General features: G+C 70.0%; 25 protein-coding genes. 13 read left to right on the top strand and 12 right to left on the bottom strand.

Annotation, left to right across the window (positions count from 1 at the left end):
• Positions 1 to 29: 29 nt before the first annotated feature.
• The 3 genes from ACQEV1_RS47950 to ACQEV1_RS47960 are packed head-to-tail and all read left to right on the top strand — an operon-like array spanning position 30 to position 3,849.
• Positions 30 to 821, top strand: coding sequence for a hypothetical protein (locus ACQEV1_RS47950; protein ID WP_433404392.1), 792 nt, complete (start codon positions 30 to 32; stop codon positions 819 to 821).
• Positions 818 to 3,061, top strand: coding sequence for a hypothetical protein (locus tag ACQEV1_RS47955; RefSeq protein WP_433404393.1), 2,244 nt, complete (start codon positions 818 to 820; stop codon positions 3,059 to 3,061). Before ACQEV1_RS47950 ends, ACQEV1_RS47955 begins: the two co-directional genes overlap by 4 nt.
• Positions 3,052 to 3,849 (top strand): hypothetical protein, encoded by a 798-nt coding sequence (locus ACQEV1_RS47960; protein ID WP_433404396.1) that lies wholly within the window; start codon positions 3,052 to 3,054, stop codon positions 3,847 to 3,849. Before ACQEV1_RS47955 ends, ACQEV1_RS47960 begins: the two co-directional genes overlap by 10 nt.
• Here the strand turns inward: ACQEV1_RS47960 and ACQEV1_RS47965 are convergent.
• From ACQEV1_RS47965 to ACQEV1_RS47980, 4 genes are all read right to left on the bottom strand, one after another.
• Positions 3,841 to 5,493, bottom strand: coding sequence for an ABC transporter ATP-binding protein (locus ACQEV1_RS47965; RefSeq protein ID WP_433404399.1), 1,653 nt, complete (start codon positions 5,491 to 5,493; stop codon positions 3,841 to 3,843). The two genes, ACQEV1_RS47960 and ACQEV1_RS47965, sit on opposite strands and share 9 nt — an antisense overlap.
• Positions 5,490 to 6,386, bottom strand: coding sequence for an ABC transporter permease (locus ACQEV1_RS47970; RefSeq protein WP_285625970.1), 897 nt, complete (start codon positions 6,384 to 6,386; stop codon positions 5,490 to 5,492). Before ACQEV1_RS47970 ends, ACQEV1_RS47965 begins: the two co-directional genes overlap by 4 nt.
• 67 nt (positions 6,387 to 6,453) lie before the next feature.
• Positions 6,454 to 7,407 (bottom strand): ABC transporter permease, encoded by a 954-nt coding sequence (locus tag ACQEV1_RS47975; protein ID WP_285625968.1) that lies wholly within the window; start codon positions 7,405 to 7,407, stop codon positions 6,454 to 6,456.
• Positions 7,408 to 7,471: 64 nt separating this feature from the next.
• Complete coding sequence (locus ACQEV1_RS47980) at positions 7,472 to 9,274, bottom strand: peptide ABC transporter substrate-binding protein (protein ID WP_285625965.1); 1,803 nt, start codon at positions 9,272 to 9,274, stop codon at positions 7,472 to 7,474.
• Between the two features lie 300 nt (positions 9,275 to 9,574).
• Between ACQEV1_RS47980 and ACQEV1_RS47985 the strand changes: the two genes are divergently transcribed.
• The 3 genes from ACQEV1_RS47985 to ACQEV1_RS47995 are packed head-to-tail and all read left to right on the top strand — an operon-like array spanning position 9,575 to position 12,917.
• Entirely contained in the window at positions 9,575 to 10,696 is a 1,122-nt protein-coding gene (locus tag ACQEV1_RS47985; RefSeq protein WP_285625963.1) for an ROK family transcriptional regulator, read from the top strand.
• Complete coding sequence (locus ACQEV1_RS47990) at positions 10,693 to 12,147, top strand: M81 family metallopeptidase (RefSeq protein WP_433404403.1); 1,455 nt, start codon at positions 10,693 to 10,695, stop codon at positions 12,145 to 12,147. Before ACQEV1_RS47985 ends, ACQEV1_RS47990 begins: the two co-directional genes overlap by 4 nt.
• A 5-nt stretch (positions 12,148 to 12,152) precedes the next feature.
• Complete coding sequence (locus ACQEV1_RS47995; protein ID WP_285625957.1) at positions 12,153 to 12,917, top strand: copper homeostasis protein CutC; 765 nt, start codon at positions 12,153 to 12,155, stop codon at positions 12,915 to 12,917.
• Between the two features lie 17 nt (positions 12,918 to 12,934).
• Here ACQEV1_RS47995 and ACQEV1_RS48000 read toward each other — a convergent pair whose 3' ends face one another.
• The 3 genes from ACQEV1_RS48000 to ACQEV1_RS48010 all read right to left on the bottom strand — a co-directional run bounded on the left by ACQEV1_RS48000 (position 12,935) and on the right by ACQEV1_RS48010 (position 15,737).
• Positions 12,935 to 13,474 (bottom strand): FtsB family cell division protein, encoded by a 540-nt coding sequence (locus ACQEV1_RS48000; protein ID WP_433404406.1) that lies wholly within the window; start codon positions 13,472 to 13,474, stop codon positions 12,935 to 12,937.
• A gap of 292 nt (positions 13,475 to 13,766) precedes the next feature.
• The gene (locus ACQEV1_RS48005) at positions 13,767 to 15,065 is read right to left on the bottom strand and encodes a HAMP domain-containing sensor histidine kinase (protein WP_433404410.1); all 1,299 of its coding nucleotides are present in this window, start codon (positions 15,063 to 15,065) and stop codon (positions 13,767 to 13,769) included.
• 3 nt (positions 15,066 to 15,068) lie between these two features.
• Positions 15,069 to 15,737 (bottom strand): response regulator transcription factor, encoded by a 669-nt coding sequence (locus ACQEV1_RS48010; protein WP_285625950.1) that lies wholly within the window; start codon positions 15,735 to 15,737, stop codon positions 15,069 to 15,071.
• 131 nt (positions 15,738 to 15,868) lie between these two features.
• Here ACQEV1_RS48010 and ACQEV1_RS48015 point away from each other — a divergent pair, with 131 nt between their 5' ends.
• From ACQEV1_RS48015 to ACQEV1_RS48030, 4 genes are all read left to right on the top strand, one after another.
• Complete coding sequence (locus ACQEV1_RS48015) at positions 15,869 to 16,558, top strand: helix-turn-helix domain-containing protein (protein WP_433404414.1); 690 nt, start codon at positions 15,869 to 15,871, stop codon at positions 16,556 to 16,558.
• A 115-nt stretch (positions 16,559 to 16,673) separates the two neighbouring features.
• A complete protein-coding gene (locus ACQEV1_RS48020; RefSeq protein ID WP_433404417.1) occupies positions 16,674 to 17,216 on the top strand; it encodes a dihydrofolate reductase family protein in 543 nt (180 codons plus the stop codon).
• A gap of 233 nt (positions 17,217 to 17,449) precedes the next feature.
• Positions 17,450 to 17,896, top strand: a complete 447-nt coding sequence (locus ACQEV1_RS48025; RefSeq protein ID WP_433404419.1) for a hypothetical protein — start codon at positions 17,450 to 17,452, stop codon at positions 17,894 to 17,896.
• A 139-nt stretch (positions 17,897 to 18,035) separates the two neighbouring features.
• Positions 18,036 to 18,236 (top strand): hypothetical protein, encoded by a 201-nt coding sequence (locus ACQEV1_RS48030; RefSeq protein WP_285579042.1) that lies wholly within the window; start codon positions 18,036 to 18,038, stop codon positions 18,234 to 18,236.
• Here the strand turns inward: ACQEV1_RS48030 and ACQEV1_RS48035 are convergent.
• Positions 18,208 to 18,804 (bottom strand): HD domain-containing protein, encoded by a 597-nt coding sequence (locus ACQEV1_RS48035; RefSeq protein WP_433406133.1) that lies wholly within the window; start codon positions 18,802 to 18,804, stop codon positions 18,208 to 18,210. The genes ACQEV1_RS48030 and ACQEV1_RS48035 overlap by 29 nt on opposite strands.
• A gap of 105 nt (positions 18,805 to 18,909) precedes the next feature.
• Complete coding sequence (locus ACQEV1_RS48040; protein WP_433404422.1) at positions 18,910 to 19,515, bottom strand: TetR/AcrR family transcriptional regulator; 606 nt, start codon at positions 19,513 to 19,515, stop codon at positions 18,910 to 18,912.
• A 65-nt stretch (positions 19,516 to 19,580) separates the two neighbouring features.
• On the opposite strand from ACQEV1_RS48040, the gene ACQEV1_RS48045 reads away from it, so the two are divergent.
• Complete coding sequence (locus ACQEV1_RS48045; protein WP_433404424.1) at positions 19,581 to 20,117, top strand: hypothetical protein; 537 nt, start codon at positions 19,581 to 19,583, stop codon at positions 20,115 to 20,117.
• An 11-nt stretch (positions 20,118 to 20,128) separates the two neighbouring features.
• Here the strand turns inward: ACQEV1_RS48045 and ACQEV1_RS48050 are convergent, their stop codons facing one another.
• From ACQEV1_RS48050 to ACQEV1_RS48060, 3 genes are read right to left on the bottom strand one after another with little or no spacing between them, the layout of a single operon-like run.
• Positions 20,129 to 20,902 carry an ABC transporter permease gene (locus ACQEV1_RS48050; RefSeq protein WP_433404426.1) on the bottom strand — a complete coding sequence of 258 codons (774 nt, stop codon included), beginning with the start codon at positions 20,900 to 20,902 and terminating at the stop codon, positions 20,129 to 20,131.
• On the bottom strand, positions 20,899 to 22,476 hold the full coding sequence (locus ACQEV1_RS48055; protein ID WP_433404429.1) for an ABC transporter permease subunit: 1,578 nt from the start codon (positions 22,474 to 22,476) through the stop codon (positions 20,899 to 20,901). Before ACQEV1_RS48055 ends, ACQEV1_RS48050 begins: the two co-directional genes overlap by 4 nt.
• Positions 22,473 to 23,408, bottom strand: coding sequence for an ABC transporter ATP-binding protein (locus ACQEV1_RS48060; protein WP_285625921.1), 936 nt, complete (start codon positions 23,406 to 23,408; stop codon positions 22,473 to 22,475). Before ACQEV1_RS48060 ends, ACQEV1_RS48055 begins: the two co-directional genes overlap by 4 nt.
• Before the next feature lie 188 nt (positions 23,409 to 23,596).
• Here ACQEV1_RS48060 and ACQEV1_RS48065 point away from each other — a divergent pair, with 188 nt between their 5' ends.
• Both ACQEV1_RS48065 and ACQEV1_RS48070 read left to right on the top strand, forming a co-directional pair.
• A complete protein-coding gene (locus tag ACQEV1_RS48065; RefSeq protein ID WP_285625915.1) occupies positions 23,597 to 24,259 on the top strand; it encodes a response regulator transcription factor in 663 nt (220 codons plus the stop codon).
• The gene (locus tag ACQEV1_RS48070) at positions 24,259 to 25,359 is read left to right on the top strand and encodes a sensor histidine kinase (RefSeq protein WP_433404433.1); all 1,101 of its coding nucleotides are present in this window, start codon (positions 24,259 to 24,261) and stop codon (positions 25,357 to 25,359) included. Before ACQEV1_RS48065 ends, ACQEV1_RS48070 begins: the two co-directional genes overlap by 1 nt.
• Positions 25,360 to 25,361 lie beyond the last annotated feature (2 nt).

Consider the following 25,361-nt stretch of genomic DNA (forward strand, 5'->3'; position numbering starts at 1 on the left):
TGAGGCCGACCCCGAGAGCTGGAGAGACGATGAACGACCACCCGATGCCGGAGTATCGCGCTCTGATGACCGTCGACATCGAGGACTACGGCAGCAGGAGCGATGCCGAGCAGCGTGTTCTACAGAGCGCCATGATGATGAGTCTCGACCGCGCCGCCGACGCGGCGAAGCTGCACCGCGAGCGATGGGAGCGGCAGCTCGGCGGCGACGGCCTGATGGCGATCCTGCCTCCCGGCTCCGACGTCCTTCGCCTCCTCGACGTCCTCGTACGCCGGCTCGACGCCGAACTCGGCTCCTACAACCGGTTGCGGGAGGAGCCCGCGTGGACCCGGATCAGGCTGCGGCTCGCGGTGCACGCCGGGCCGATCCACCGAGACGGAGAGTCCGGCTGGCCGGGACAGCACGTCGTCCTCCCCGCCCGCCTGCGCGACTCCAAGCCGGTACGCGCCTCCCTCTGTGCGCGTCCCGAAGCGGACCTGGCGGTCGTGATCTCTGAGGACGTCTACCGGGACTACGTGACACAGGGGCCCGGTGATCCCCGTCCGACGGAGTTCCGCCACATACGCGTCCAGGAGAAGAAACAGTCCTACACCGCCCACCTCTATCTGCCCGGATACGACATCCACCAGATCACCGAACTGACTCCTTACGACGTGGACGAGCAGCCGCCGCCCGACGCCGCCCGGCCCGCCACGCCTGCGACGCCGGGGCCGCCCGCGCCCACCGGGAGCATCACCGCCGGGCGCGACGTCTTCGGCACCGTGAGCAACAACGCGAGCGGGGGAGGAAGCATCAACCTCGGCGGCGGGCCGGACCGATGAGCGACGATCGAGAAAACCCTGCGCAGGACACCGGCTCCGGAGCGGAAACGACCGGTTCCGGCGCGGAGACGGACGAGGGCGCCAGAGCGCAGCAGCCTGACGGTCCGGACTCGCGCCCGCCCGGCCGAGAACTCGAAGTGCGGGTCGAGTGTCCAGACGGCAAGACCGATCCCGGCGACGGCGGACAGGACGCCGAACCTGACGAACGGCGGCTCCACGAGAGCATCGCCGCCGAGGCGCGGGACCGGCAGGATCGCGACGACAGCCTGCGAGACCTCTTCGGCAACGCCTCGGTGGACGCGGGCCGTGACGTCTACGGCGATGTCAGGAATACCGCGTCCGAGGGCGGCACCATATTTCAAGGCAGCACTTTCAACTTCACGGAATCCGGTGACGGTCGCTGCATCGTCACTCATCTACGGATCCAGGAGGCCAACGAACTCCTGGAATGGTTCGTGCCGTCGGCCAGCCAGGAAAGTCTGGAAATGCACGTCGACACCGAAACCCTGGTTTTCCTTCGCGGCGCGGAAGGCACCGGCCGCAGGTCCGCCGCGCGAGCCGCACTACTCAACTGGGTGCGCAAGCGGGGAAGCGCGGCATCTCCCGATGAGGCCGAGGAGCACGTCGGGGAGATCCGGCTGCCACGCGACAAAGTAGACATGCCCCAACTACGACGCGGCCATGGCTACCTTCTCGAGCCCACGTCAGGCGACAGCCGGGTCCGCGAGATCGACCACCTGTCCGATCTCGCGGTTCGGAACGAGTGCCGGCTGGTGGTCGTGATCCCTCCGAAACGGACCGGCCGTTGTGTGATCGACCATGTCCCGGCATCGGACCAGGCCGTCTTCCGCCGCTGGCTTCACCATGCGGCGAGTACCGACATCGATCCAGGGCAGCTCGCCGAGGTCGACCAGACGATCACCACTCGTCTCGACGGTGAGCACTCACCGTCGATCGTCGCCGCCCAGGCTCGTCAGGCGGTTCACAGACTGCGGAAGGGGCACCCACTCGCCGCGGTCGTCGAGGACCTCCTCGACGAGCTGACGGGACGCCTCCGAGAGGACATCCGCCGCCGAATCGATACACGAGATCCGATTCTCTGTGGATGTTTCATGGCCGCGGTGGCGGCCCTGCACGGCTGTCCTGAAATGCTCATCTCGCAGGCCGCAATGGATCTCGCGGAGCGCATCGACGAGCACTGGAAAGTCCACGATGAAAGGCGTACGCGCCCCATATGGGAGGAACTACAGAGCTGGTTGCGCTCCACCAAGTCGACGGCACGGCCTTCTTCACGCCCTGGCGACGGCCGCACACTCCTTCTCGATCGCCCGAGGGCACCGGGCATAGCGCTGCAGGTGCTTTGGGAAGAGCACCCGACGATCAGAGAGGCGTTGATCCAATGGCTGCGGCACCTAACCGAGCATCCCGACCCCGGCGTCCAGACGCGGGCCGCGCACGCGGTGGGGATGTTCGCGACGCTCGACTTCGACACGATCAACACGAGGTTCCTCGCCGGATGGAGCAATTCGCGGAGCTCTTACGATCACCGGCGAGCCGCGTTGGTGCTGGAAGCGGCGGCGTGTGACCTGCAGCTCAAGGACCGCGTTCACGCTCACCTCCGCGAACTGGCCTCGTCCGTACGTTACGGCCACCGTGCCGTCGCCGTCCGCGCGTACGGGTCCAGGATCGGCCTGGAGGCACCGGATGAAGCACTTCGCGTGCTGCGGTCCGTCTCCGTCCGGCTGAACCTCCGTCTCGACCACGAGATCGCCGTGACTGTCGCGAACCTCTGCCACGCCGGAACAGCACCGGCAATAGTCAGGGAACTCTCCTCGTGGGTGACCACGGGATCGGACGGCGGCCGGTACTGCGCCGCACTGGCGTTCGGACGCCTCGCCGCGCCGTGGGGCGACGCGTCCGTCGGCCCCGCACTCGCCGGGCTCTGCGCGAGCGATCACCTGGTCCGGCTGTGGCAGAACGCCCTGAGGCTACGGATCGCGAGCAAGGGTTCCGCACGGCCACGCTTGGCGCTGCCCGACGCTTGGGACGTCTTCTGCGCCTGGGTGCGGCTCCATGACGAACTCCGCGACACCCGGGCCGTCGTCGACCGCGTGGCCGCCACGGTCAACGCGCGAGAGCTGGACCTCTATCTGCGTTTCTGGCGTCGGCGACGGCGCATCTCGCAGGAGCTGTACTCCCATCTCATGGAGATATCGAAGGGAGCCACCCCTTGTTCTTGATCAGCAGGCAGTTCGCCGAGCCGTCTCCGCTTTCGATCGGCGACCGGCCGGAGACCTTCCCGGCCCCCTCAGCTGAGCCCGCTTACGACTTCACCATCACCGCCTTCTACCAGAGAACCGTGAAAAGCGGGCGCCGGACGACCGTATGGCTGCAACGCGAGGAGCTCGCCAGGACCAGCGAGGTCGTCAGGGACACGGCACGAAGTGTCTCCTCCGCGTACTCCGTTCTCGAGCCCGTCCAGGCGGAGAAAGCGATCAACGACGCGCTGGCCCGGTCGCTCGTCGGCGAGGGCCGCTCCACGCGATCGATCTGGAGAGCCCGAGTCGAAGTGACCCCACCCGACGCGGTGCGTGAGATGTTGCAGGCGACGCTGAGAGAACGGTACGAGATCGAGGCACGTGCTCGCGTGCAGGAACTCCTGGTGGCCACGACGGATCGGCTGCGCGAGCTCTGGAGCGGCTTTCTCGCCCGAGCGGCGAAGCACTCCTCCGCGCCGCACGCACTCGAACTCGCGCAGGATCCTCAGCACGTCGCGGACGTTCTGAAGAAGATGCTCGACGAGCACCGCGACGACGCCCGTCACCTGCTCGAACTGGTCGCCGGCATCGTTGAGGCGCACAGGTCCGCAGGCATCCTGGACCTGGTCGTGGAGACCGACTCCGTACTGCGCAGGACGCTGGCGATGATGGGCATCGAACTACCCGACCAAGAGTCCGACCCCTTTGTCGTCACGGAACACGACGAATCATCCCGAACCCATAGCAGGTCCCAAGACGGTTCACGTTGAAGACGGAGGAGCCGAAGCCGCCCTCCGCTCGGCGCGCCGGCGGCGCTGCTCGGTCGGGTCGGGCACCGGTGCCGACGTCACGAGGCGGCGCGTGTACTCCTCCTGTGAGTCGAACAGGACGTCGTCGCGCGCGCCCACCTCGACGAGCCGGCCCTGGTTCATGACCGCGACCCGGTCCGACACGCGGCCGACGACGGCGAGGTCGTGGGTGATGAACAGGCAGGCGAAGCCGAGGCGTTCCTGCAACTCCAGGAAGACCTCCAGCACGGCGGCCTGGACCGAGACGTCCAGCGCGCTGGTGGGTTCGTCGGCGATGACGAGCCGCGGGTCGAGGGCGAGTGCCCGTGCGATGCCGACCCGCTGTCGCTGGCCGCCGGACAGCTCGTGCGGGTGGCGCAGGCGCAGTGCCGGGTCCAGCTCGACGCTCTTCAGCAGCGCGACCACGCGTTCCGTGCGGTCGCCGACGCCGTTGATGACGAGCGGCTCGGCCACGCAGTCGCCGACCGTCATCCGCGGGTCCAGCGAGGAGGCGGGGTCCTGGAAGACGATGCCGCAGTGGCGCCGCAGTCGGCGCAGAGCGCGGCCCCTCGCCTCGCCCAGCGACTCGCCGAGCAGGCGTACGGTGCCGGAGGCGGGCTTGACCAGGCCGATCGCGGCGCGGCCCACGGTGGACTTGCCCGATCCGGACTCCCCGACCAGCCCCAGCACCTCGCCCTCGGCGATGGTGAGCGTGACGTCGTCGACCGCGCGGACCCGGCTGCCGCCCTTGCCGCGGAACTCCACGACGAGGTTCTCCAGGGACAGCGCCGCCGTCTCCTTCTCCGGGGCCTCCCGATCGCGGCGCTCGCCAGGGGCCAGGCGCGGCACGGCGGACAGCAGGCGTTTGGTGTAGTCGGCCTCGGGCCGGGCGAACAGGTCGTCGACGGGCGCCTGCTCGACCACCTTGCCCTGGTACATGACGACGACCCGGTCGGCGATGTCGGCGACCACGCCCATGTTGTGCGTGATCACCAGCATCGCCATGCCGAACTTCGTCCGCAGGTCGCGCAGCAGGTCGAGGATCTCGGCCTGGACGGTGACGTCGAGCGCGGTGGTGGCCTCGTCGGCGATGAGCACCTTCGGCTCGCAGGCGATCGCCATCGCGATGACGACGCGCTGGCGGAGGCCGCCGGACAGCTCGTGCGGGAACTGCCCGAGCCGGCGGCTCGCATCCCGGATGCCGACCATCTCCAGCAGCTCGACCGCCCGGTCGAGGGCCTGCTTGCGGGACAGGTCCGTGTGCAGGCGCAGCGCCTCGGCGACCTGCCAGCCGACGGTGAACGCCGGGTTCAGCGCGGTCATCGGCTCCTGGAACACCATGGCGACCTCGGCCCCGCGGACCGCCCGCAGGCGCGGCCCGTCGAGCGTCGTCACGTCCACGCCGCCGACCCGTACCGTCCCGCCGACCTTCGCGGTCGGCGGCAGCAGCCCCAGTGTGGACATCGAGGTGACGCTCTTGCCCGACCCGGACTCGCCGACGACGGCGACGATCTCTCCGGGCGCGACGGTGACGCTGACGCCGTCGACCGCGCGTACGGTCCGGTGTCCGCTGCCGAACGTGACGCTCAGGTCCTCGATCGCGAGTGTGGGCGGCTGGTCGCTCATCGCCCCTCCAGGCGTACCTCGAAGGAGTCGCGCAGGCCGTCGCCGATCGCGTTGAACGCGCACACGACGAGCACGATGGCGACACCGGCCGGAAAGATCAGCCACCAGTAGCCGTCGTAGGTGTAGGAGATGCCCTTGCTGAGCATCCCGCCCCAGTCGGTCTTGGGCGGCGGCACGCCGAGCCCCAGGAAGCTGACGTAGGCGATCAGCAGGATGGCGTCCGCCACCTGGAACGTCGCGTTGACCACCACGGTGCCGATGGCGTTCGGGATGATGTGCCGGAACACCGCGCGGCGGTGGCTGCCGCCCATCGCCTTCATCGCCTGCACGTAGTCGCGGCTGCGCAGCGACAGCGCCTCGGCGCGTACGAGCCGGGCCGGCACCAGCCACGACACGCACCCGATGATGAGGATCTGCACCCCCACCGTCGGCCGCAGGATCGTCGCGGTCACCAGCAGCAGGAACAGCGCCGGGATCGCGATGCCCGCGTCGACGACGCGCATCATCAGCGCGTCCAGCCAGCCGCCGGCGTAGCCGGAGATGGCGCCCCAGACCGTGCCGATCAGGGTGGCGAGCAGCCCGGCCGCCACCCCGATCTCCAGGGACGTCTGGCCCCCGATCATCAGACGTCCCAGCACGTCGTGGCCGACGTCGTCGGTGCCCAGCAGGTGTCCCCCGGTGCCGGGCGAGAGGTTGGCGGCGGACAGGTTCGTGTGCGTCTGGTCCGTGTGGTGGATCAGCGGGCCGAGGAAGCAGAACACCAGCAGCGCGGCCAGGATGACCAGCCCCGTGACGGCGAGCCGGTTGGCGAAGAACAGCGTTGCCATGCGCCGGTAGGACCCGGCGACCCGTACGGGCTGTGGTTCGGCGGCGACCGGTGCAGAAAGACTCATGAGTCCTCCTTCGTCGGAGGAGTGATCACCAGGACGCTGTGTTGGTCGATTCGCTCGCTCCGCTCGCTCATTTGATCGTTCCTCTCACCCGCGGGTCGATGAGCGCCTGGACGATGTCGGCGAGCAGCGACCCGATGACGGTGGCCAGCGCGATGACGAGCACCGCGCCGAGCAGGATCGGATAGTCGGAGGTCTGCGCGGCGTTCCAGAACAGCAGCCCCATGCCGGGGTAGTTGAACACCGACTCGATCACCAGCGCCCCGGAGAACAGCACCGGCAGGTAGTAGCCGAGCATCGCGACGATCGGCGTCAGGGAGTTGCGCATGATGTGCAGCCACACGACGCGCCGCTCCGAGGCGCCCTTGGCGCGCGCGGTCCGTACGTAGTCCTCGGCGAGGTTGTCCAGCACGGCCGAGCGCATGTACCGGCTGAACGCCGCGATCGTGGCGATCGCCCCGGCGAGCACGGGCAGGATCAGCGCCCGCGAGTCGGCGAACAGGCCGGCGATCGACTGTGTCTGCGGCGCCTGCGGCGGCAGCAGTTGCGTCTTCTGGGTGAAGACGATGACCAGGACCAGCGCGAGGAAGAACACCGGGGTGGCGTAGCCGACGAACACCACGGTGGTGACGGCGTAGTCGGCCAGGCCCTTGCGGCGCCGCGCCTGCCACACGCCCAGCGGGATCGCCACCGCGAGTGCGACCAGCGTGGACAGGCCGGTGAGCACGAGCGTCTTGGGGATCCGCTGGCCGATCAGCGAGGCGACGGACTGGTTGAGCGTGTACGACTCGCCCAGGTCGCCGTGGAACAGCTCATTGAGGTAGGCCCAGTACTGCTGGACCAGCGACTTGTCGAAGCCGTGCTCGCGGTTGAACTCCGCGATCGCCTGGGGGCTGGCCTTCGGGCCGAGAATGCCGTGGGCCGGGCCGCCCGGCACCGAGTGCAGCAACAGGAAGACGATCACGGTCACGAAGAAGATGACCACGACCGCCTGCCCGATCCGCTTGAGCAGGAAGCGCGTCAACGGGATGCCTCCGCCAGGGGGTGGAAGGTCCGGGACGGCGGTCCGCCACCGCCCCGGACCGGTCTCATTTGGCCAGGTACCAGCGCTGCGGCTGCATGAAGACGAGCGGGTCCTGTACCACGCCGCGCAGGTTGTTCTTGATCGCGGACACCTGGTAGGCCGGGTTCGGCATCCAGATGACCGGCAGGTTCTTGGTCACGTACGCGTCGTATTTCTGCATCGCGGCCGGGTCCGACGAGCTGGTCGACTTCTTGATCAGGTCGTCGGCCGTCGGGTCCACGTAGCTGCCGAGGTTCGAGCTGCCGGTGCTGCTGAAGATCTGCTCACCGCTCGGGTACGCCGGGAAGTACCAGCTGCCCGCCGTGCCGAAGAAGGAGAGCTGCCAGGAGCAGGACGGCTGGCTCGGCTTGCACTGCGCGGTGTGGTCGAGCACCGAGTTCAGCGGCTCCGACTTGATTGACAGCTTGATGCCGATCTTCGACAGGGAGGACTGGACCTCCTGCATCATGTTGTCGGTCTCGGTGCTGCCGCTCTGGCTGTCGATGGTGAGCTTCAGCTGCGTGCCCGCCTTGACGCCGTCGCCGCACTGGTTCGCGCCGGAGCCCGCCTGGGTGCAGGCGGCCACGCCGTTCTGGATCGTCCAGCCGTGCGAGGTCAGTAGCGCCTTGGCCTTGTTCAGGTCGAACGGGTACGGGTTGGTCCGCTGCTCCGGCGCCAGATACTTCGACACCGGCGTCTGCGGCACCGGGCCGTAACCGGGCGCGGCCTGGTTGTGCCAGATGACCCGCGAGATCGTCGTCTGGTCGATCGACATCTGCACGGCCTGGCGGATGTACAGCTGCTTGAACACCGCGCTCATGGCCGGGTTGTTGAAGTTGTACGGGATGTAGGTGACGGCCCAGCCGTTCCAGGGCTTCACCTGGTAACCGAGGTTCTCGATCGACTTCTGCTGGCTGGTCGCCAGCGCCGGCATGTAGCCGTAGTCGACGCCACCCGACCGCAGGACGTTCAGCTCCGCGTCCGCGGAGGTGAACGGCTTGAACGTCACGGTGTCCAGGTGAGCCGTGTCCGGTCCGGTGTACTTGGGGTTCTTGGCGAGCGTGACCTGGCCGGTGGTGGTGAACTCCTTCACCGTGAACGGGCCGTTCGCCACCTTCCACAGCGGGTTGCTCGCGTACTCCGACAGCTTGCCCGCCTCGCCGGTCAGGTACTTGAAGACCTTCTTGGCGCCGTCGGTGGTGCGGTCGTAGTCGCCGACCTTGCCGCCCGAACTCTCCACGTCCCAGGCCGACTGCGGGATCGGCGTGACGTAGGTCAGCTGGTTCGCGGTGAACCAGTCCGGGTTGTATGCCTTGGTGAGGTGGAGCTTGAACTCCGTGTCGCTGACCGTCTCGAACTTGGCGACGTTGTCGGGGATGTCGCCGGCGCTGTAGTTGCCCCACTGCGACTTGTTGGCCTTGACCAGGTTGAACCAGAACTCCACGTCGCGGCTGGTGACCTTCTGGCCGTTCGCCCACGTCAACGTGTTCAACTTGATGTCGACCGTCTTGCCGCCGTTCGAGTAGACCGGCGCCTTGGCGGCGCTCGCCTTCTCGTCCATCGCCACGGTGCCGCTGTAGCCGTCGTAGGCGTACAGCGGCAGGAAGACCTCCTGCCGGATGGCGCCGTTGAACGAGGCCAGGTGGCCGGGCGTGCCGATCGGGAAGATCCAGTTCGGCGTGGCGTTCGGAGGCATCGCGAAGGTGACCGACCCGCCCTGCTGGGGGGTGCCACCGCTCGCGGACGATCCTCCACCACCGGAGGAACAGCCGGCGGCCAGCAGGGCCGCGGCTGCGCCGAACACCGCCAGCGTCAGGGGTCTCTTCATCGGTGCTCCATGGGGGACTTCCACCGTTTTCGGCGGGATGTTGGCGGCGACGATACATGCCCGTATCGAACGAAGACAAGCCTCGAACGAATTAAGTAGCGAGCCAGGATCCGGGAGAAAGCGCTGATTACAGCCGTGTTACGGCGTACGGGCGGTGGACTCCCTCCCGACTGCTTGCTATCGTCCAGCCAAGTTTCCGCTTCAATCTCCATCTCCGAACTAAGCTCTGGACTTAGTTCGCTCGGGCCCGGTCGCTAGGGTTGCCGCCGCAACCGTGATCACTGCAGTGAAGGAGCCACCATGTCGGCCGCGCAGATCATGGGGCTGGTGGCGTCCGGCCAGGCCACGTCACGGGCGGACCTCTCGCGGCTGCTCGGCCTGGCGCCCTCGACCGTCTCCGCACACGTCCAGGAACTGCTCGACGCGGGCCTGCTGGAGGAGTCCGGCGAGGGCCGCTCGCGCGGCGGGCGGCGGCCCCGGCTGCTCAGCGTCCGCGCCGGCGACGGGGTCATCCTGGCCGCCGACCTCGGCGGTCACCACGCGAGAATCGCCGCGATGGACCGGGCCGGACGGCCGGAGGCCATCCAGGACCTGGAGATCGACGTGACGGCCGGCCCCGAACCCGTCCTCGCGCGGATCACCGACGCGCTCGCCGAGCTCGCGGCCGGACGTACGGTGCTCGGCATGGGCATCGGACTGCCGGGCCCGGTCGACTCCGAGGGCGCGGTGGTCGGCTCCTCCCGGATGCACGGCTGGAACGGTTTCTCCGTACGGCGCCGGCTGGCCGAGTACTACCAGACGCCGCTCGTCGTGGACAACGACGCGAACCTCATGGCGATGGGCGAGGCGGTCGTGCGCGGCCCCGAGCTGCGCGACTTCGTGTTCGTCAAGGCCGGCACCGGGCTCGGCGCCGCGCTCGTCAACGACGGCCGCCTGCACCGTGGCGCCCGCGGCGTCGCCGGCGACGTCAGCCACAACCGCGTGCCGGCCGGCGGCGAGCGCCCCTGCAACTGCGGCAACTTCGGCTGCCTGGAGACGATCGCCAGCGGGGCCGCGATCGTCGCCGCCCTCCGTGCTCAGGGCGTCGACCTCGCGACCACCGCCGACCTCGTACGGCTGGCGCGCGACGGCAACCCGACCGTCAACACGACGCTGCGCTTCGCCGGCCGGCAGCTCGGCGAGGTCCTCGTCACCATCGTCAACTTCTTCAACCCGCAGGCGGTGGTCCTCAGCGGCGCGCTGGCCACCTGCGACCTGTTCGTCGCCGCCGCGCGCGGCGCCCTGTACGAACGCTGCCTGCCGCTCACCACCCAGGAACTCCAGATCGGAGAGAGCGTCGCCGGCCCCGACGCCGGCCTGCTCGGCATCGGCCGCCTCTTGATCGACCAGGGTCTGGCCGCCCCAGTGAGGAATCTCCCGTGACACCGCTGCGCATCGGCATCGCCGGAATCGCCATCGAGTCGAGCACCTTCTCCCCGCACCGCACCCGGCTGGCGGACTTCACCGTCACGCGGGGCGACGCCCTGCTCGCCCGCTACTCATGGATGGGCGCGCCGTGGACCACCGGGGCCGAGTGGGTGCCGCTGCTGCACGCCGTGTCGCTGCCCGGCGGCGCGGTCGAACCCGAGGTGTACGACGCGCTCGAGGCCGAGATCGTGGAACGCGCCAAGGCGGCCGGCCCGCTCGACGGCCTGTTCTTCGACATCCACGGCGCGATGAGCGTCGTCGGCCGTACCGACGCCGAGGCCCGGCTGGCCACCGTGATCCGCGAGGCCGTCGGCCCGGACACGCTGATCTCCGCCTCGATGGACCTGCACGGCAACGTGTCGCGCGAGCTCGCGTCGGCCGTCGACCTGATCACCTGCTACCGCATGGCCCCGCACGAGGACGCCTGGGAGTCGCGCGAACGCGCCGCGTACAACCTGGTCGAGCGGCTCCACGACGGCGGTCGGCCGCGGAAGGCGTGGGTGCAGGTCCCGGTGCTGCTGCCCGGGGAGAAGACCAGCACCCGCGTCGAACCGGCCAAGAGCCTGTACGGCCGGATCCCGGCCGTGGAGGCGCTGCCGGGCGTGGTCGACGCGGCGATCTGGGTCGGCTACGCCTGGGCCGACGAGCCCCGGTGCCGCGCCGCCGTGGTCGTGACCGGCGACGACGAGGAGGTCATCGCCGCGCAGGCACGCGAGCTGGCCGAGGCGTACTGGCACGCCCGCGACGACTTCGCGTTCGTGGCGCCGACCGGCACGTTCGACGAGTGCCTGGCGACCGCGCTCGCCAGTGACGCCCGGCCGTTCCTGATCAGCGACTCCGGCGACAACCCGACCGCCGGCGGCGCCGGCGACGTGTCCTGGACGCTGAGCCGGCTGCTCGTCGTGGAGGAACTGCGCCTGGGCAAGGCCAGCGCGATCTACGCGAGCATCGTCGACCCCGAGGCGGTCGCGACGGCGTTCGCCGCCGGCGAGGGCGCCGAGGTGATGGTCCGCGCGGGCGGCCGGATCGACGCGGGCCCCTCCGGACCGGTCGCCATCGCGGGCATGGTGCACTCCCTGCTGCCGGGCGACCCGGTCGGCGGTGACATCGCGGTGATCAGGACCGGCGGGCTGCACGTCATCCTGACCAGCCGGCGCAAGCCGTACCACGAGATCTGCGACTTCACCGCCCTCGGCCTGTCTCCGGCCGACACCGACCTGGTCATCGTCAAGATCGGCTACCTGGAGCCGGAGCTGTACGACCTCGCGGCGGACTGGCTGCTCGCGCTCACCCCGGGCGGCGTCGACCAGGACCTGCTGCGGCTCGGGCACCACGGCGTACGGCGGCCGCTCTTCCCGTTCGATCCCGACATGGCCGACCCGGACCTGACGCCCGAACTTCTGTGACACTCATGACCCGAGAGGAACCCATGCGCTACGAGATCTGCCTGGAGTCCGCCGACGACGTCGCCGCCGCAGCGGAGGCCGGCGCCGACCGGGTGGAGCTCTGCGCCGCCCTGTTCGAGGGCGGGATCACCCCGAGCCAGGGCATGATCGAGCAGGCCGTGGCCGCCGCCGCGGGCCGGCTCCGCGTCCACGTCATCATCCGGCCGCGCGGCGGGGACTTCATCTACGGCCCCGCCGAGGTCGAGGTGATGCTCCGCGACATCGCGGCGGCCAAGGCGGCCGGCGTCGACGGCGTGGTCATCGGCGCGCTGACCGAGGACGCCGAGATCGACACGGAGCTGTGCGCGCGCCTCGTCGCGGCGGCCCGGCCGCTCAGCGTGACCTTCCACCGGGCGTTCGACGTGACCCGTGATCCGGAGAAGGCGTTCGAGGACGTCGTCGCGCTGGGCGTCGACCGGCTGCTGACCTCCGGCGCGGCACCGAGCGCCCTGGAGGGCGCCGACCTGATCGCCCGGCTGGTGGAGAAGGCCGCGGACCGGATCATCGTCATGCCGGCGGGCGGCATCAACGAGCGCACGGCCGCCCGCGTGGCCGAGCAGACCGGCGCGCGGGAGCTCCACTTCACCGCGAACGAGACGGTACGGTCGCGCAGCCGCTTCCAGGCGGCCGGCATCTACATGGGCGGCGCGCTGTACCCGCCGGAGACCACCCGCGCGGTGACCACCCCGGCCCGCGTCCGCTCCATCATCGACGCGGCGGCGGCTCGCTAGAGCCGCCGCCGCGCCGGTCAGCGACCGGTGCGCGGATCGGTGACCACTCGGTCGCCGGAGTCGCGCATGCCCAGGCGGCGTGCCTTGGCGTGGAGGACCTCGGGGCTGTTCTCGCGGGCGATGTCCTCCTGCAACGCCTGCTTGCGCTCCACGAGCCGCTGGTTCTCCTGCTGCAACTCGCTGCGCGTGAACGACTGCTGGGCGAGCACGGTGTTCAGCAGGAGGAGGCTGACCAGCGCGCCGCCGAGCAGGCCCACGACCAGCAGGGCGAACGGCGCCCGCGGCGCGGTGGGCGCGTGACGTCCGGCGGTGGGGGCGTGACGTCCGGCGGTGGGGGCCGGACGTCGCGCGGGCGCCTGGACCGTGCGCGCCGGCGCCCGGCGCGTGACCGCCGTGCCGGTGCCGGCGGCCCGCTTACGGGCGGTGCCGGTGGGCGTCGTGGTGAGCCGTACCGGGTGGGACGGCGGGACCGTGCGGCGTCGCGTGGTCCGCGGCTCGGTGCCGGTGGCCTCGTCCTCCCGGGTACGGATCGCCGCCGACGACGTCATGGCCTTCATCACTTCCCCCTGCGTTCGCTCCGCTCTTTCCGCGGGTCGGCACTACCGGCGCTCTCACGCCGGCGCGGTCGAGGACCCGCCGCGGTGCCGGCGAGCCCCGACCGAGGAGAGATGCGGCACCGCGTCCGCCGTTACCCCCGATCCGGGGGCATATACCTAGAACCACGCATAAAAGACTCACTTCGCTCATGACCGGCGATAATGCACGGAGCGTAACGGCGCCGTCGGACCACGCGCCATCGAATTTCCGCGGTCACACGCCCCCGATGCCGCCATCAACCGCAGGAAGCCTCTATCCGGGAACACCGACCGGGAGCACGGCGCGAAGGCACGCGCCGGATTCGTTCTCCGGCCTCGCGGCGACCGACAGGGAGCCGCGGTGGACCACGGCGATGTCGCGGGCGATCGCCAGCCCGAGGCCGGAACCGCCCCGGTCGCGGTCGCGGGCCTCGTCGAGACGGGTGAAGCGGTCGAAGACGACCTCGTGGTGTTCGGCCGGGATGCCGGGGCCGTCGTCGACGACCTCCAGAACCGCACGGGAGCCGTCCTCGGCCAGGCGGACCGTGACGGCGGTCGCCGCGTGCCGTACGGCGTTGTCCACCAGGTTGGCCACCAGCCGCCTCAGCTGGTCGCCGGACCCGCGGACGAGCACGTCGGGGGCGATGTCCAGCGTCACCGTGACGTCCGGCCGCGGCCGGGTTCGCGCCGCCTCCTCGGCGGCCACCTGACCGAGGTCGACCTCCTGCTCGCGCGGGGGTTCGCCCGCGTCGAGGCGGGCGAGCAGGAGCAGGTCGTCGGTCAGCGACTGGATCCGTTCGACGTCGGTCAGCGCCTGGGCGGCCAGCGTGGGAGCCTCGACCCGGTGGGCGGTCAGCTCCAGCCGGGCGCGGAGCACCGCCAGCGGGCTGCGCAGCTCGTGCGCGGCGTCCGCGACGAACCGCTTGTGCTGTTCGACGGCGGTCCGCAGCCGGTCCAACGTGGCGTTCACCGTACGGGCCAGCGCCGCGATCTCGTCACGGGTGCCGGGTTCGGGGACCCGCTGGTGCAGGTCGTGGGCGGTGATGTCGGCCATCTTCGCGCGGATCGCCGAGACCGGCCGCAGCGCGCGGCTCACCGCGAGCCAGGTCAGCAGCGCCACGAGCAGGAGCAGCGCCGGCACCCCGGGCAGCAGCAGATGCCACAGCGTCGTGATCGCCTGCCGGGTCGGCGCGAGCGAGGACCGGCCCTGGATCATCACCGTGCCGCCCTTGGTGGCCACCCGCTCCCCCGCGACGACGTAGGCGGATCCGGTCTTCCAGCTCGGTCCCGCCTCCGTTTTGCTGATCACCTGGACGTCGGTGCTGCCGGTGCCGCCGCTGCTGTCATCGAGCGCGTGCGGTGAGGACAGGCTGGGCCCGATCCGTACGGCGGCGGCCACGGCCTTGGCCTTCGCGGTCGCCTCGGCGCGGGCGCTCTCCTCCAGGGAGTGCCGCAGGGCCAGGAGCAGGACGGCCGAGGCCAGGCCCAGCGCCACGGCGACGGTCAGCACCGCCGCCGCGGTCGCGCGCAGCCGTACGCCGCCCAGCGGGCGGGTCCATCGCGGACGTCGCATCTGTCAGGCCTCCAGCCGGTAGCCCGCGCCGCGCACGGTGACGAGAGTGGTGCGCCCGAACGGCTTGTCGATCTTGCGCCGCAGGGCACTGACGTAGACCTCGATGATGTTGGAGTCGCCGTCGTAGGCGAAGTCCCAGGCCATCGACAGCAGTTCGGTCTTGGAGACCACCTCGCCGGCCCGGCGCGCCAGACCGTGCAGAACGGCGAACTCCTTCGGCGTCAGCGCGATCGATACGTCGCCCCGGCGGCAGCGCAGCCCCGCCGGGTCGACCTGGAGATCCCCCACCGTGAGCACGGCCGGACGCTCGCGCGCCCCGCGCCGGAGCAGCGCCCGCAGCCGGGCGAGCAGGACCACGTACGCGAACGGCTTGCCCAGGAAGTCGTCCGCGCCGTTGTCGAGCGCCTGCGCCTCGTCCTGCGCGGTGTCCTTGGCGGTCAGCATGAGGATCGGCGTCCAGATCCCGGCCTCGCGCAGCCGGGCGCAGACCGCGTCGCCGTCCAGCCGCGGCAGCATCACGTCCAGGACGATCACGTCGTACGGGTTCTCGGTCGCCAGCCACAATCCCTCCTGGCCATCATGGGCGAGATCGACCGCGAACCCCTCACCGGCCAGACCGTCCTTCAGCAGTTCGGCGAGACGCCGCTCGTCCTCCACCACGAGAATCCGCACCGGCCCAGCGTGACGAGCCGTACCTAAAGCCACCATGAAGACGGTGCTGACGGACAGTGCCTGCTCGACTCCCACGCGGTGCCGCCCGGTCTCAGCCCGGTGGAGTCGGGACCGCCTAGACTCCCGCCGTTATGGGGTTGATTTTCAACGCTGTCGCCGGCGAACTCCCGCTGGTGCGACGAGTGTGGTCGGCAAGCTGTGACGCCGCGACCGGTTTCACCTCGGCGGCCAAAGGCTCCTCCATGATCGCGTTTGCGCGGACCGGTGACAGGTTGACGGTGCACCTGCGCGGACCGGAGACCAGGGCCACTCAACTGATCTGTCCGGAGGGCTGGGAGTTTTTCGGTGTCGAGCTGCGGCTCGGTGCCTATCTGCCCCTGTTCCCGCCTTCCGGCCTGGCTGACCTGAACGATGCTCTGTTGCCGACCCTGTCAGGCGACCGGATCTTGCTGGACAACCGAGACTGGGAGATGCCAACCGAGCAGAACGTCGACGTCTTCGTCGACAGACTCGTGCGAGCAGGGTTGTTGATCTTCGATCCACTCGTCGACGAGATCCGTCACGGCGAACGACCACGAGCCATGTCGGAACGGACGGCGCAGATCCGGTTCCGCCGGGCCGTCGGGATGTCGCGCCGCAAGCTCGTCAGCATCGAGCAGGCACAGCACGCCGCACAGCTCCTCACGGCGGGGAGATCGATCGTCGACGTGGTCACCGTCGGCGGCTACTACGATCAGCCGCAGCTCGCGCGGGCGATGCGGTGGGCGACCGGCCACACCCCGGGCGAGTTGAGGTCCGACATCCCGTTCGTCGCGTTCTGATCCCCGACCCGACCCGACCCGCTGCGCTGTCTCGACCCGCTTGAGCAGCACCTCGAAGCCGGCGGGATTCGGTTCGATACAAGACCGTCGATCATCGGGATGGTTGTCTCCGGGGATGCGAAAACTGATCGAATATGACCATCTCTCGCTCGACGGGAGGTTCTCCGGGGACGACTGGTGGGCCGGACAGATGAAGGTCGCCCCCAACGACAACCACTTCGACTATCAGCTCCGACTGTTGGAACAGGCAGCCGGTCTCGTGCTAGGACGGGCGACCTACGAAAACTTCGCCGCAACGTGGCCGACCATGACCGGCGACCTCGCCGACAAGCTCAACTCCCTACCGAAGCACGTCGCCTCCACCACGCTGACCGAGACCACCTGGAACGCCGAGGTGCTCACCGGCGACGCCATCGACGCCGTCGCCCAGCTCAAAGAGGCCGGCGACGGCACGTTGGTGAAGTATGGCAACGGCCCTTTCAGCCGGGCGCTCGTCGAGGCGGGTCTGCTGGACGAGCTGCATTTGAGCATATCCCCGTTTGTCGCGGGTTCCGGTGAGTCGCTGCTGTCGGGCATCAGCACGACCCTCATGAACCTGACGGGAGTGACCGAAATCGGCAACGGCGCGGTGGTGCTGGCCTATACACCGAGCCGGTAGCCGGGCACCACGAGAATGGCGGCCGGCGACGGTCGCCACCGCGTAGCACGCGAGCCGTGCCGCGAACCCGCCGGGCAGCCAGCGCGGCAACCCGGCGTTGTGGTGGTCGGCCAGCAGCCGGATGGCGCCCTGCGCTCCCAGTGGGTGGCTGACCTCGTTCCGCACTCATCGTGACTTCAGCTCCCCGTCGGGAGACTCCGAGGTGTCCTGATCGACTCCTGCTCGGAGGAACCATGAGAAACAGGCTCATCGCCGTCGGCGTTCTGGCCGGTGGCATCGCGCTGACCGGGCTGGCGGGCTCGGCGTACGCCGCGGGCGCGTCACCGGCCGTCTCGCGCTCGGCGCCGACCACCGTCCCGGCGAAGGGGACGAGCCCGGTCGCGATCGTCTGCGTCGGCAAGGGCGCGAAGCTCAAGGTCAGGCCGGAGAAGGGGCCGAAGGAGGTCGTCACGGGCAAGGTGCCCGGCAAGGCCCGCGCACTGGCGAAGGTGAACGGACGGATCGTCAAGGCGATCCCCAAGGGCGCGGCCCTGCCGGCTCCGCCGTCCGGTGCCACGGTCGTCAAGGCGACCAAGGACGGCAAGGGTCACGTGAAGATCGGACCGCTGCCCAAGGGCGTCCACTGCTCCCAGGTCAAGCCCGGCACGAAGGGCGTTCCCCTCCCTCCCCCGGCTCGCTGACGCGCGATCGCGACGACGTACGGCCACGCCCCGCCCGCGGGGCGTGGCCGTACGTCGTGATACGAGGTGGTTGCCGTTTACATAACGGACATGTATAACGTGTACACGCTTCCTGCCTCCCGGGGGAAAGGAGTCCGCCATGCGTCCGATCGTCACGGCCGTGCCCGTCGCGCCGCTCGCCCTCACCGGCGTCGCGGCCGCCCCCGCCGACGCCGCGTCGGAGGCGTTCTCGGTGGACCTCTTCGGTTACCAGTTCCACCGCCATTGGACCGGCCGCCGGGAGGTCACCGGCTCCCGGCGGCCCCGATGGCCTAACGGACCGCGTGACCGTACGTCGTGAGCAACGGGGCCAGGTCCGGCTCGCCGAACTCCTCGCGCAACTCCGCGAAGGCCGCCGCCTTGCCGGCCCCGAAGCGGCGGACGTCCACCGCGTAGGTGTCCGCGCGGACGAACGCGGGCGGGCTGCTCTTGCTGTGGAACTTGTCCGCGTACATCACCAGCCGCTCCTCGCGGGACCGCGCGCGATAGTCCCCCGCCGGCAGCGGAAGGCGCTGCATCCGTACCTCGTCGGGACCGATGCCCACACCCGTGTGGCACGAGCAGAACCGGCAGATCGCCTCCGCGAACCCCTCCTTGGCGAGGAGTTCGTGGCCGAGCACCCCGTGGCGGATGTAGCTCGCGTGGTCGAGCTCGCCCGCGCCGTCGTACAGGCGGTAGACGCCGATGTCGTGCAGCAGGCAGCCCGCCCGTACGAGGTCCGCGTCGACGCCGTCGCCCGCGCGGCCGAGGAGCTGCTCCGCGATCCGGCACACGATCTCGCAGTGGGTGTGGACGAGCTCGAACGCCTCGCCCGTGGGGGCATGCTTCTCGTGCAGGGCACGGATCTCCCGGTCGCCTGGAACGCGCACGTGGGAGAGCAGATCGGTCACGGGCACGATGGTGGCACATCCGGCCGTAAAGTCCCGTCCGCCGCTACGACGCCGACCACACCCCGGCATGCCCACGAGCCGAGATCACGGCCGGCCGCCAGCCCCGAGGCTGATTTCGGCGAGGTAGGCGTCGAGTTGGTCGATCATGCTCTCCGGGGTCAGGTGGCCGGCCAGCCGTTGGATGGACAGACCGTCGACGACGGCGTGCAGGCGCCGGGAGAGGAGCTCGGTCGAGGCGGTGTGAGGGGCCAGGAGGCCCTCGGTCTCCAGGCTCTCGATGAGCTGAAGGCAGAGCCCGTACATGCCGTCGAAGTGGGTGCGCTGGACCTCGGCCAGGCGCGGATCGCTCAGCCCGAGCGTCAGGAAGGCGAACGCGATGGCGGCCTCGGCGTGACGCCGCGCGTCGACCGGCATGGTCTCCAGCAGCGCGGCGCGGACCGCCTGCTGGATGGTGCCGCTGTGCCTCAGGTCGGTGATCCGGGTCGTGACCCGCTCCACCACCTGCTCGCAGGCGAAGGCCAGCAGCTCGGCGCGGGTGCTGAAGTAGTGCCGCAGCGCGCCTGACGACCAGCCGGCCTCGGCCGCGACCGAGCGGATCGAGACCTCATTCACCCCGTCCCTGACGATGACGCGGCCGACCGCGTCGGCGAGCTCCAGCCGGCGCGCCTCGTGGTCCACGATCTTCGGCATCTGGTCATTATCGCACAGTCGTGTTATTTTCTTTTTCATACGGCTGTGCCAAATAAAGGAGCGTTGTGATCTTCCTGATCGTGGGATGCGAGATCGGGTTCTGGGCGCTGCTGGTGACCGGGCTCGCGGTCCGCTATCTCCTGCGCGCCCGGCGGCTCAGCAACGTCCTGCTGGTCAGCGTTCCCATGGTCGACGTGGTGCTGCTCGCGGCCTCGGTCGTCGACCTCCGGAGCGGCGCACCCGCTTCGCCCGCGCACGGTCTGGCCGCGATCTACATCGGCGTATCGGTCGCCTTCGGCCATCAGATGATCGGCTGGGCCGACCAGCGCTTCGCCCATCGCTTCGCCGGCGGCCCCACCCCGGTGAAGGCACCCAAGACCGGATCCGCCCACGCCGCCTACGAACGCGGGCAATGGCTTCGCCACCTCCTCGCCTACATCGTGGCGGCAGCGGTGCTGGGCATCTTCACGCTGCTCGTCGGAGACGTTCACCGCACCCTGAGGCTGTGGTCGGTGATGGCCCCCTGGGCACTCATACTCGCCATCGACTTCGTGATCTCCTTCAGCTACACCATCGCCCCACGCAGACGACGAGGCATCTGACAACACGGTGGTCATGCGTCGCGCAGCCGCAGTAGGAGTGCGGCGATCAGGAGCGATGCTGCTGCCCATGCGGTGAGGACGCCCAGGCCGGCCCAGGGGGCGATGGGTTGGGAGTGGGGGTTGGTGGTGGCTTGGATGGCGAGTCCGGCGGTCATGGGGGCGATCTGCTCAATGTGCCGCCGAAGTGGGTCGGTGAAGGCTTGGGCGAGGAGTGGGGGCAGGTAGAGCAGGCCGAGCACGACGGCGATCGATGGGGCGCCGTCGCGGAGGGCGGTGGCGACGCCGAGGGAGAGCAGGGCGATCAGGACGAGGTAGCAGACGCTGCCGGAGGCGGCGCGCAGGGTTGGGCTGTGGCCGATCGAGATGAGTGGGTAGCCGTGGGCCGGGTCGAGGCCGGCGGCTGGGAGCATGAGGCGGCCGACGAGCAGGCAGCCGGTGACGGCGAGGATGCCGGCGGTGAGGGCGAGTGCCGTCGTGGTGGCGGCTTTGGCGGCGAGGAGCACAAGGCGGCGCGGCATGGCGGCGAGGCTGACGCGGATCATGCCGGTGCCGTATTCCTCGGAGATGGTCAGGACGGCGAATACCGCGACGACCGCTTGGCCAAGGTAGACGCCGGTCAGGGCGATCTTGGTGGGATCCTCCTGGCCGCCTTGTGGTGACACGTGGGTGGCGGCGGCGATGCCGGCGCTGACCGCGATGGTCACGGCGATGGCACCGGTGAGCAGCCAGGCGATGCCGCCTGTGGTGCGCGTCTTGGTCCATTCGGCTCGTAGTGCTTCGATCATGCGTCTCTCCGGCGCAGCAGAACGGCGGCGATGCCGAGGGCGAGCGCCGCCCATACGGCGAGGACGCCGAAGCCGGCCCAGGGGGCGAGCGGGTAGTAGCCGTTGGCGAAGGTGTAGGGGTAGTCGACCTGCGCCGATCGGGGCAGGGCTTGCAGCACCGACAGGCCGGCGGCCGGGGTGAGGCGATACAGCCACTGGACGGCGCCACCGGAGCTGATCGAGCCAATGATCGAGGGCAGGACGAACACCACGATGCCCCCGGCGACCGCCGCGGCGCTCTTGCGCGTGATGGTGCCGACGGCGAGCACGGCGACGGCGGTGACGGCGGCCAGGGCCGCGGCGCCGGCGACGATGCGCACGACGGTGAGGGCGCCGGCCGGGAAGACGTAGGCCCCGTTCGCGTGCAGGATGTGCTCGCCGAGGGGAACGGCGGTCGCCGCGGCGACGGCGGCGATCACGAAGGCGACCGCGCCGATGACGACGGCCTTGGCCGCGAGCACGCGGCGCCGGCCGGGGATGGCCGCGAAGGTGATGCGGATCAGGCCGCGGCGGTACTCGGCGGTGACGAACATGGTCGCCACCACGATGAGCACGATCAGCGCGACGGTGAGCCCGAAGGGCAGGCTGCTGGAGGCCGTGTCCGCGCCGAGGAGCCCTTGGACGACGGCGGGGGCGATGTCTCCGGAGCCGCTGACGACGAGGGAACCGCCGGCGCGGTGGTAACTGCCGGCTCGCAGCGTCGGGTAGAAGTCCTGCTCGCCGGCTCCGATGTTCTGACCGTGCCAGGCGCTGGGCGTGGCGCTGCCGTCGATGACGGTGTGGTCGAAGGTGGCGGTGGCGAGGGTGCGTGAGCCGCTCGCCGATGTCTGGAAGGAGACCGGCGAGGTGACGAACAGCCCGGCGTAGACGGTGGCCGGTAGCCCGGTCAGGTGCGCGGTGCCGGTCCGGGTCCACGTCGTTCCGTTGGTCGAGTCGTAGCCGGTCAGGGTGTCGCCGGTGCGGGTCAGGCGCAGCCAGTGCGGCGAGCCGGCGGAGACCGGTCCGGGCCGGCCGGCGTCGTCGTGGCTGTAGTCGTATTGGAAGCGGTCGCCGTGGCCGCCGGTGACCATCACCGCGGCGTAGGCCGATCCCTGCCGGGTGCTCGGCCGCAGAAGGATCCCGGCCTTGGCCCAGGCCGGGACCCCGGGGCGGGTTTGCTGCGCCTGAGAGGGGGCGACGTCCGGCGGGGCGGTCGAGACGACGCCGGTCAGCGAGGTGACCTGAGTGGTGATGGTGCCGTCGCCGGTCAGCCGCCCGCCGAGGGTGTAGTAGCTGTCGGCGACCGCTTGGCCCTTCGGTCCGGTCGGCACGAAGGCATGGCCGGCCGTGCAGTTGCCGGTGCCGGTGCAGAAGTCGGTGTGGGTGCCGTTGGCGACCAAGAAGGTGAACACGACGCACAGCACGGCGGCCATGATCGGGGCGATCACCCAGCCGCGGACCGTACGGAACTTGGTCCACTCGGCCCGCAGCACGGCCGTGAAGCGTGCCCGCTCGGGCGTGCCTGCCAGGAGGGGCGGCGTGCTGGTCGTGGTCATCGCTGTGCCCCCTGCACGGTGTTGGTCCCGAACTCCGCCTCGCCGCTGGTGAGTTGGAAGTAGACGTCCTCCAGCGTCGGCCGCTGGGTGGTGACCTCGGAAAAGACCACGTCCGACTGGCCAAGAGCCGCCACGACCTGGCGGGCGGCGAGCCCGGAGACGCTCAGGGCGCCGTCGTCAATGATCGTCGTGACGCCCCCGGCACGATGCAGCACCCGGTACGCCTCGGCCGGCGTCGGCGTCTGCAGCAGGACCTGCTCACCGGCGGCGCGCGCGAGCAGCTCATCGATGCCGGCTTCGGCGAGGACCTTGCCGCGGCCGATCACCACAATGTGATCGGCGATGCCTTGCAGCTCACTCATCAGGTGGCTGGAGACGAGCAGGGCCCGGCCCTCGGCGGCGAGGGTGCGCAGCAGCTTGCGCATCCAGACGATCCCCTCCGGGTCCATGCCGTTGAACGGCTCGTCCAAGATGACGACCGGTGGGTCGCCGAGCATCGCCGCCGCGATGCCAAGACGCTGGCGCATGCCCAGCGAGAAGCCGCCCGCCTTGCGGCGGGCCGCCGCGGCGAGGCCGACCAGCTCGAGCACGGCGTCGACCCGGCCGGCCTCCAGGGTCTGGGAACGGGCCAGCCACAGCAGGTGGTTGCGGGCGGTACGGCTGGGCTGGACGGCGGCGGCGTCGACCAGCGCCCCGACGTGGCGCAGCGGGTTCCGCAGGTCCCGATAGGGGTGTCCGCCGACCCGGGCGTGACCCTCGTCGGGAGCGTCGAGACCGAGGATCACCCGGATGGTGGTGGACTTCCCCGCCCCGTTCGGGCCGATGAAGCCGGTCACCTTGCCGGGCGGGGCGGTGAAGGTCACGCCGTCGAGGGCGAGTGTGGGCCCGAACCGTTTGCGTAGACCGGTGACTTCGATGATCGCGTCGTTCACGTGCTCGTCCGTCCTTGTCTCGGCGATGGCGCTCGACGTAGATGTACGGCACGCCCGGTGTCAGCCTGGTGTCAGCCGCCGACACCGGGCTGACACCTGGGCCCTGGCATCGTTGCGGTGATGGCACCCCACCCCGGACCCTGAACGGGCGTGGCCGCCACCTTCAGGCAGCGGAACGGAGAAGGTTCGTGAGAGTGCTCGTCGTCGAGGATTTCGAAATCCTGGCCCGCTCGATCGGCACCGGCCTTCGCCGCGAGGGCATGGCGGTGGACGTGGTCCTGGACGGCAACGACGCGCTGGAGCATCTGGCGATCACCCGCTACGACGTCGTGATCTTGGACCGGGACCTGCCCGGAATCCATGGCGACGAGGTGTGCAAGAGCATCGTGGCCGAGCGCTCCGGCAGCCGCGTACTGATGCTCACCGCGGCGAGCACCGTCAAGGACCGCGTCGACGGCCTCGGGCTGGGCGCCGACGACTACCTGCCCAAGCCGTTCGACTTCTCCGAGCTCGTCGCCCGCGTCCGCGCCCTGGGCCGGCGCTCAACGCCGGCGGTGCCACCCACACTGAGCGCGGCGGACCTCATGCTGGATCCGAACCGCCGGGTCGCCTTCCGCGCCGGGCGGCGCCTGGAGCTCAGCCCGAAGGAGTTCGCCGTCCTCGAATGCCTCCTCGCCTCCGGCGGCCGGGTGGTCTCCGCCGAAGAGCTCCTCGAACGGGTGTGGGACGAAGAGGCCGATCCCTTCACCACCGCTGTCAAGACGACGATCCGCCGGCTGCGCGCGAAGCTCGGCGACCCGCCGGTCATCCACACCGTCCGCGAAGGCGGCTACCGAATCGGAGACGCGTGATGCGCCCGCGTGACAAGGTCATGTCCCTGCTCCGCCGCAGGCGGCGGCCCATGCTCCGGGCACAGCTCACCTTGCTGTACTCGGGATTCTTCCTCGGCCTGCTCACCGCCGTACTCCTCGCCACCAACCTGCTGTACGGCCACACGGCGGCGCGGGCCCCCGCGAACGCCACCCCCGGCACGGACCAGGTCGGCAGCAGCCACCAGTTCGAATTCGGTCCGGCCGCCATCGGCTTGGCCGCCGCGATCGTCGCGCTCATTGGAGCCTGGTGGCTGGCCGGACGGTTCCTACGCCCCCTGCGCGCCATCAACACCACCGCCCAGGAGATCTCCGCCACGAACCTCAACCGCCGGCTCGACCTCGACGGCCCTGGCGACGAGCTCACCGACCTCGGCAAGACCCTCGACGACCTCTTCGCGCGGCTTGAGGCCTCCTTCGAGGCCCAACGCCACTTCGTGGCCAACGCCTCACACGAACTACGCACCCCACTCGCAGGACAACGAACTCTCCTGCAAGTCGCCCTCGCCGACCCCGACGCCGGCACCGAAGCTCTGCGGACGGCCTGCGAACAGGCTCTGCGACTCGGCGATCAACAAGAGCGCCTCATCGAGGCGCTCCTCACCCTGGCGACCAGCGAACACGGCGTCGAACAGTGGGAGCCGGTCGATCTCGACCAGATCACCGAAACCGTCATCGCCGGCCACGGACAACGAGCCGAACGCCGCGGCATCACCATCGATGCCGCACTCGGCCGGGCACCGGCCACCGGCGACCCCGGGCTCATCGAGCGGCTGGTGACGAACCTCGTCGACAACGCACTGCGCCACAACACACCCGGAGGGCAGGTCCAGATCACCACGAACCTGGTCCGAGACAAGGCCTCCATCGCGGTCAGCAACACCGGTCCGGCGATCCCCCCGGCCGAGGTCGAGCGGCTCTTCCAGCCGTTCCAACAGCTCGGCGGCCAACGCGTCCGCCACACCGACGGCCACGGACTCGGCCTCGCCATCGTGCGCGCCATCGCCCAGGCGCACGGCGCCACACTGACCGCACGGCCCAACCCCGGAGGGGGCCTCCACGTCGAAGTGACCTTCCACTGACC

The sequence above is a fragment of the Actinoallomurus sp. CA-142502 genome (genome assembly GCF_050936355.1).
Classification (GTDB): Bacteria; Actinomycetota; Actinomycetes; order Streptosporangiales; family Streptosporangiaceae; genus Actinoallomurus; species Actinoallomurus iriomotensis.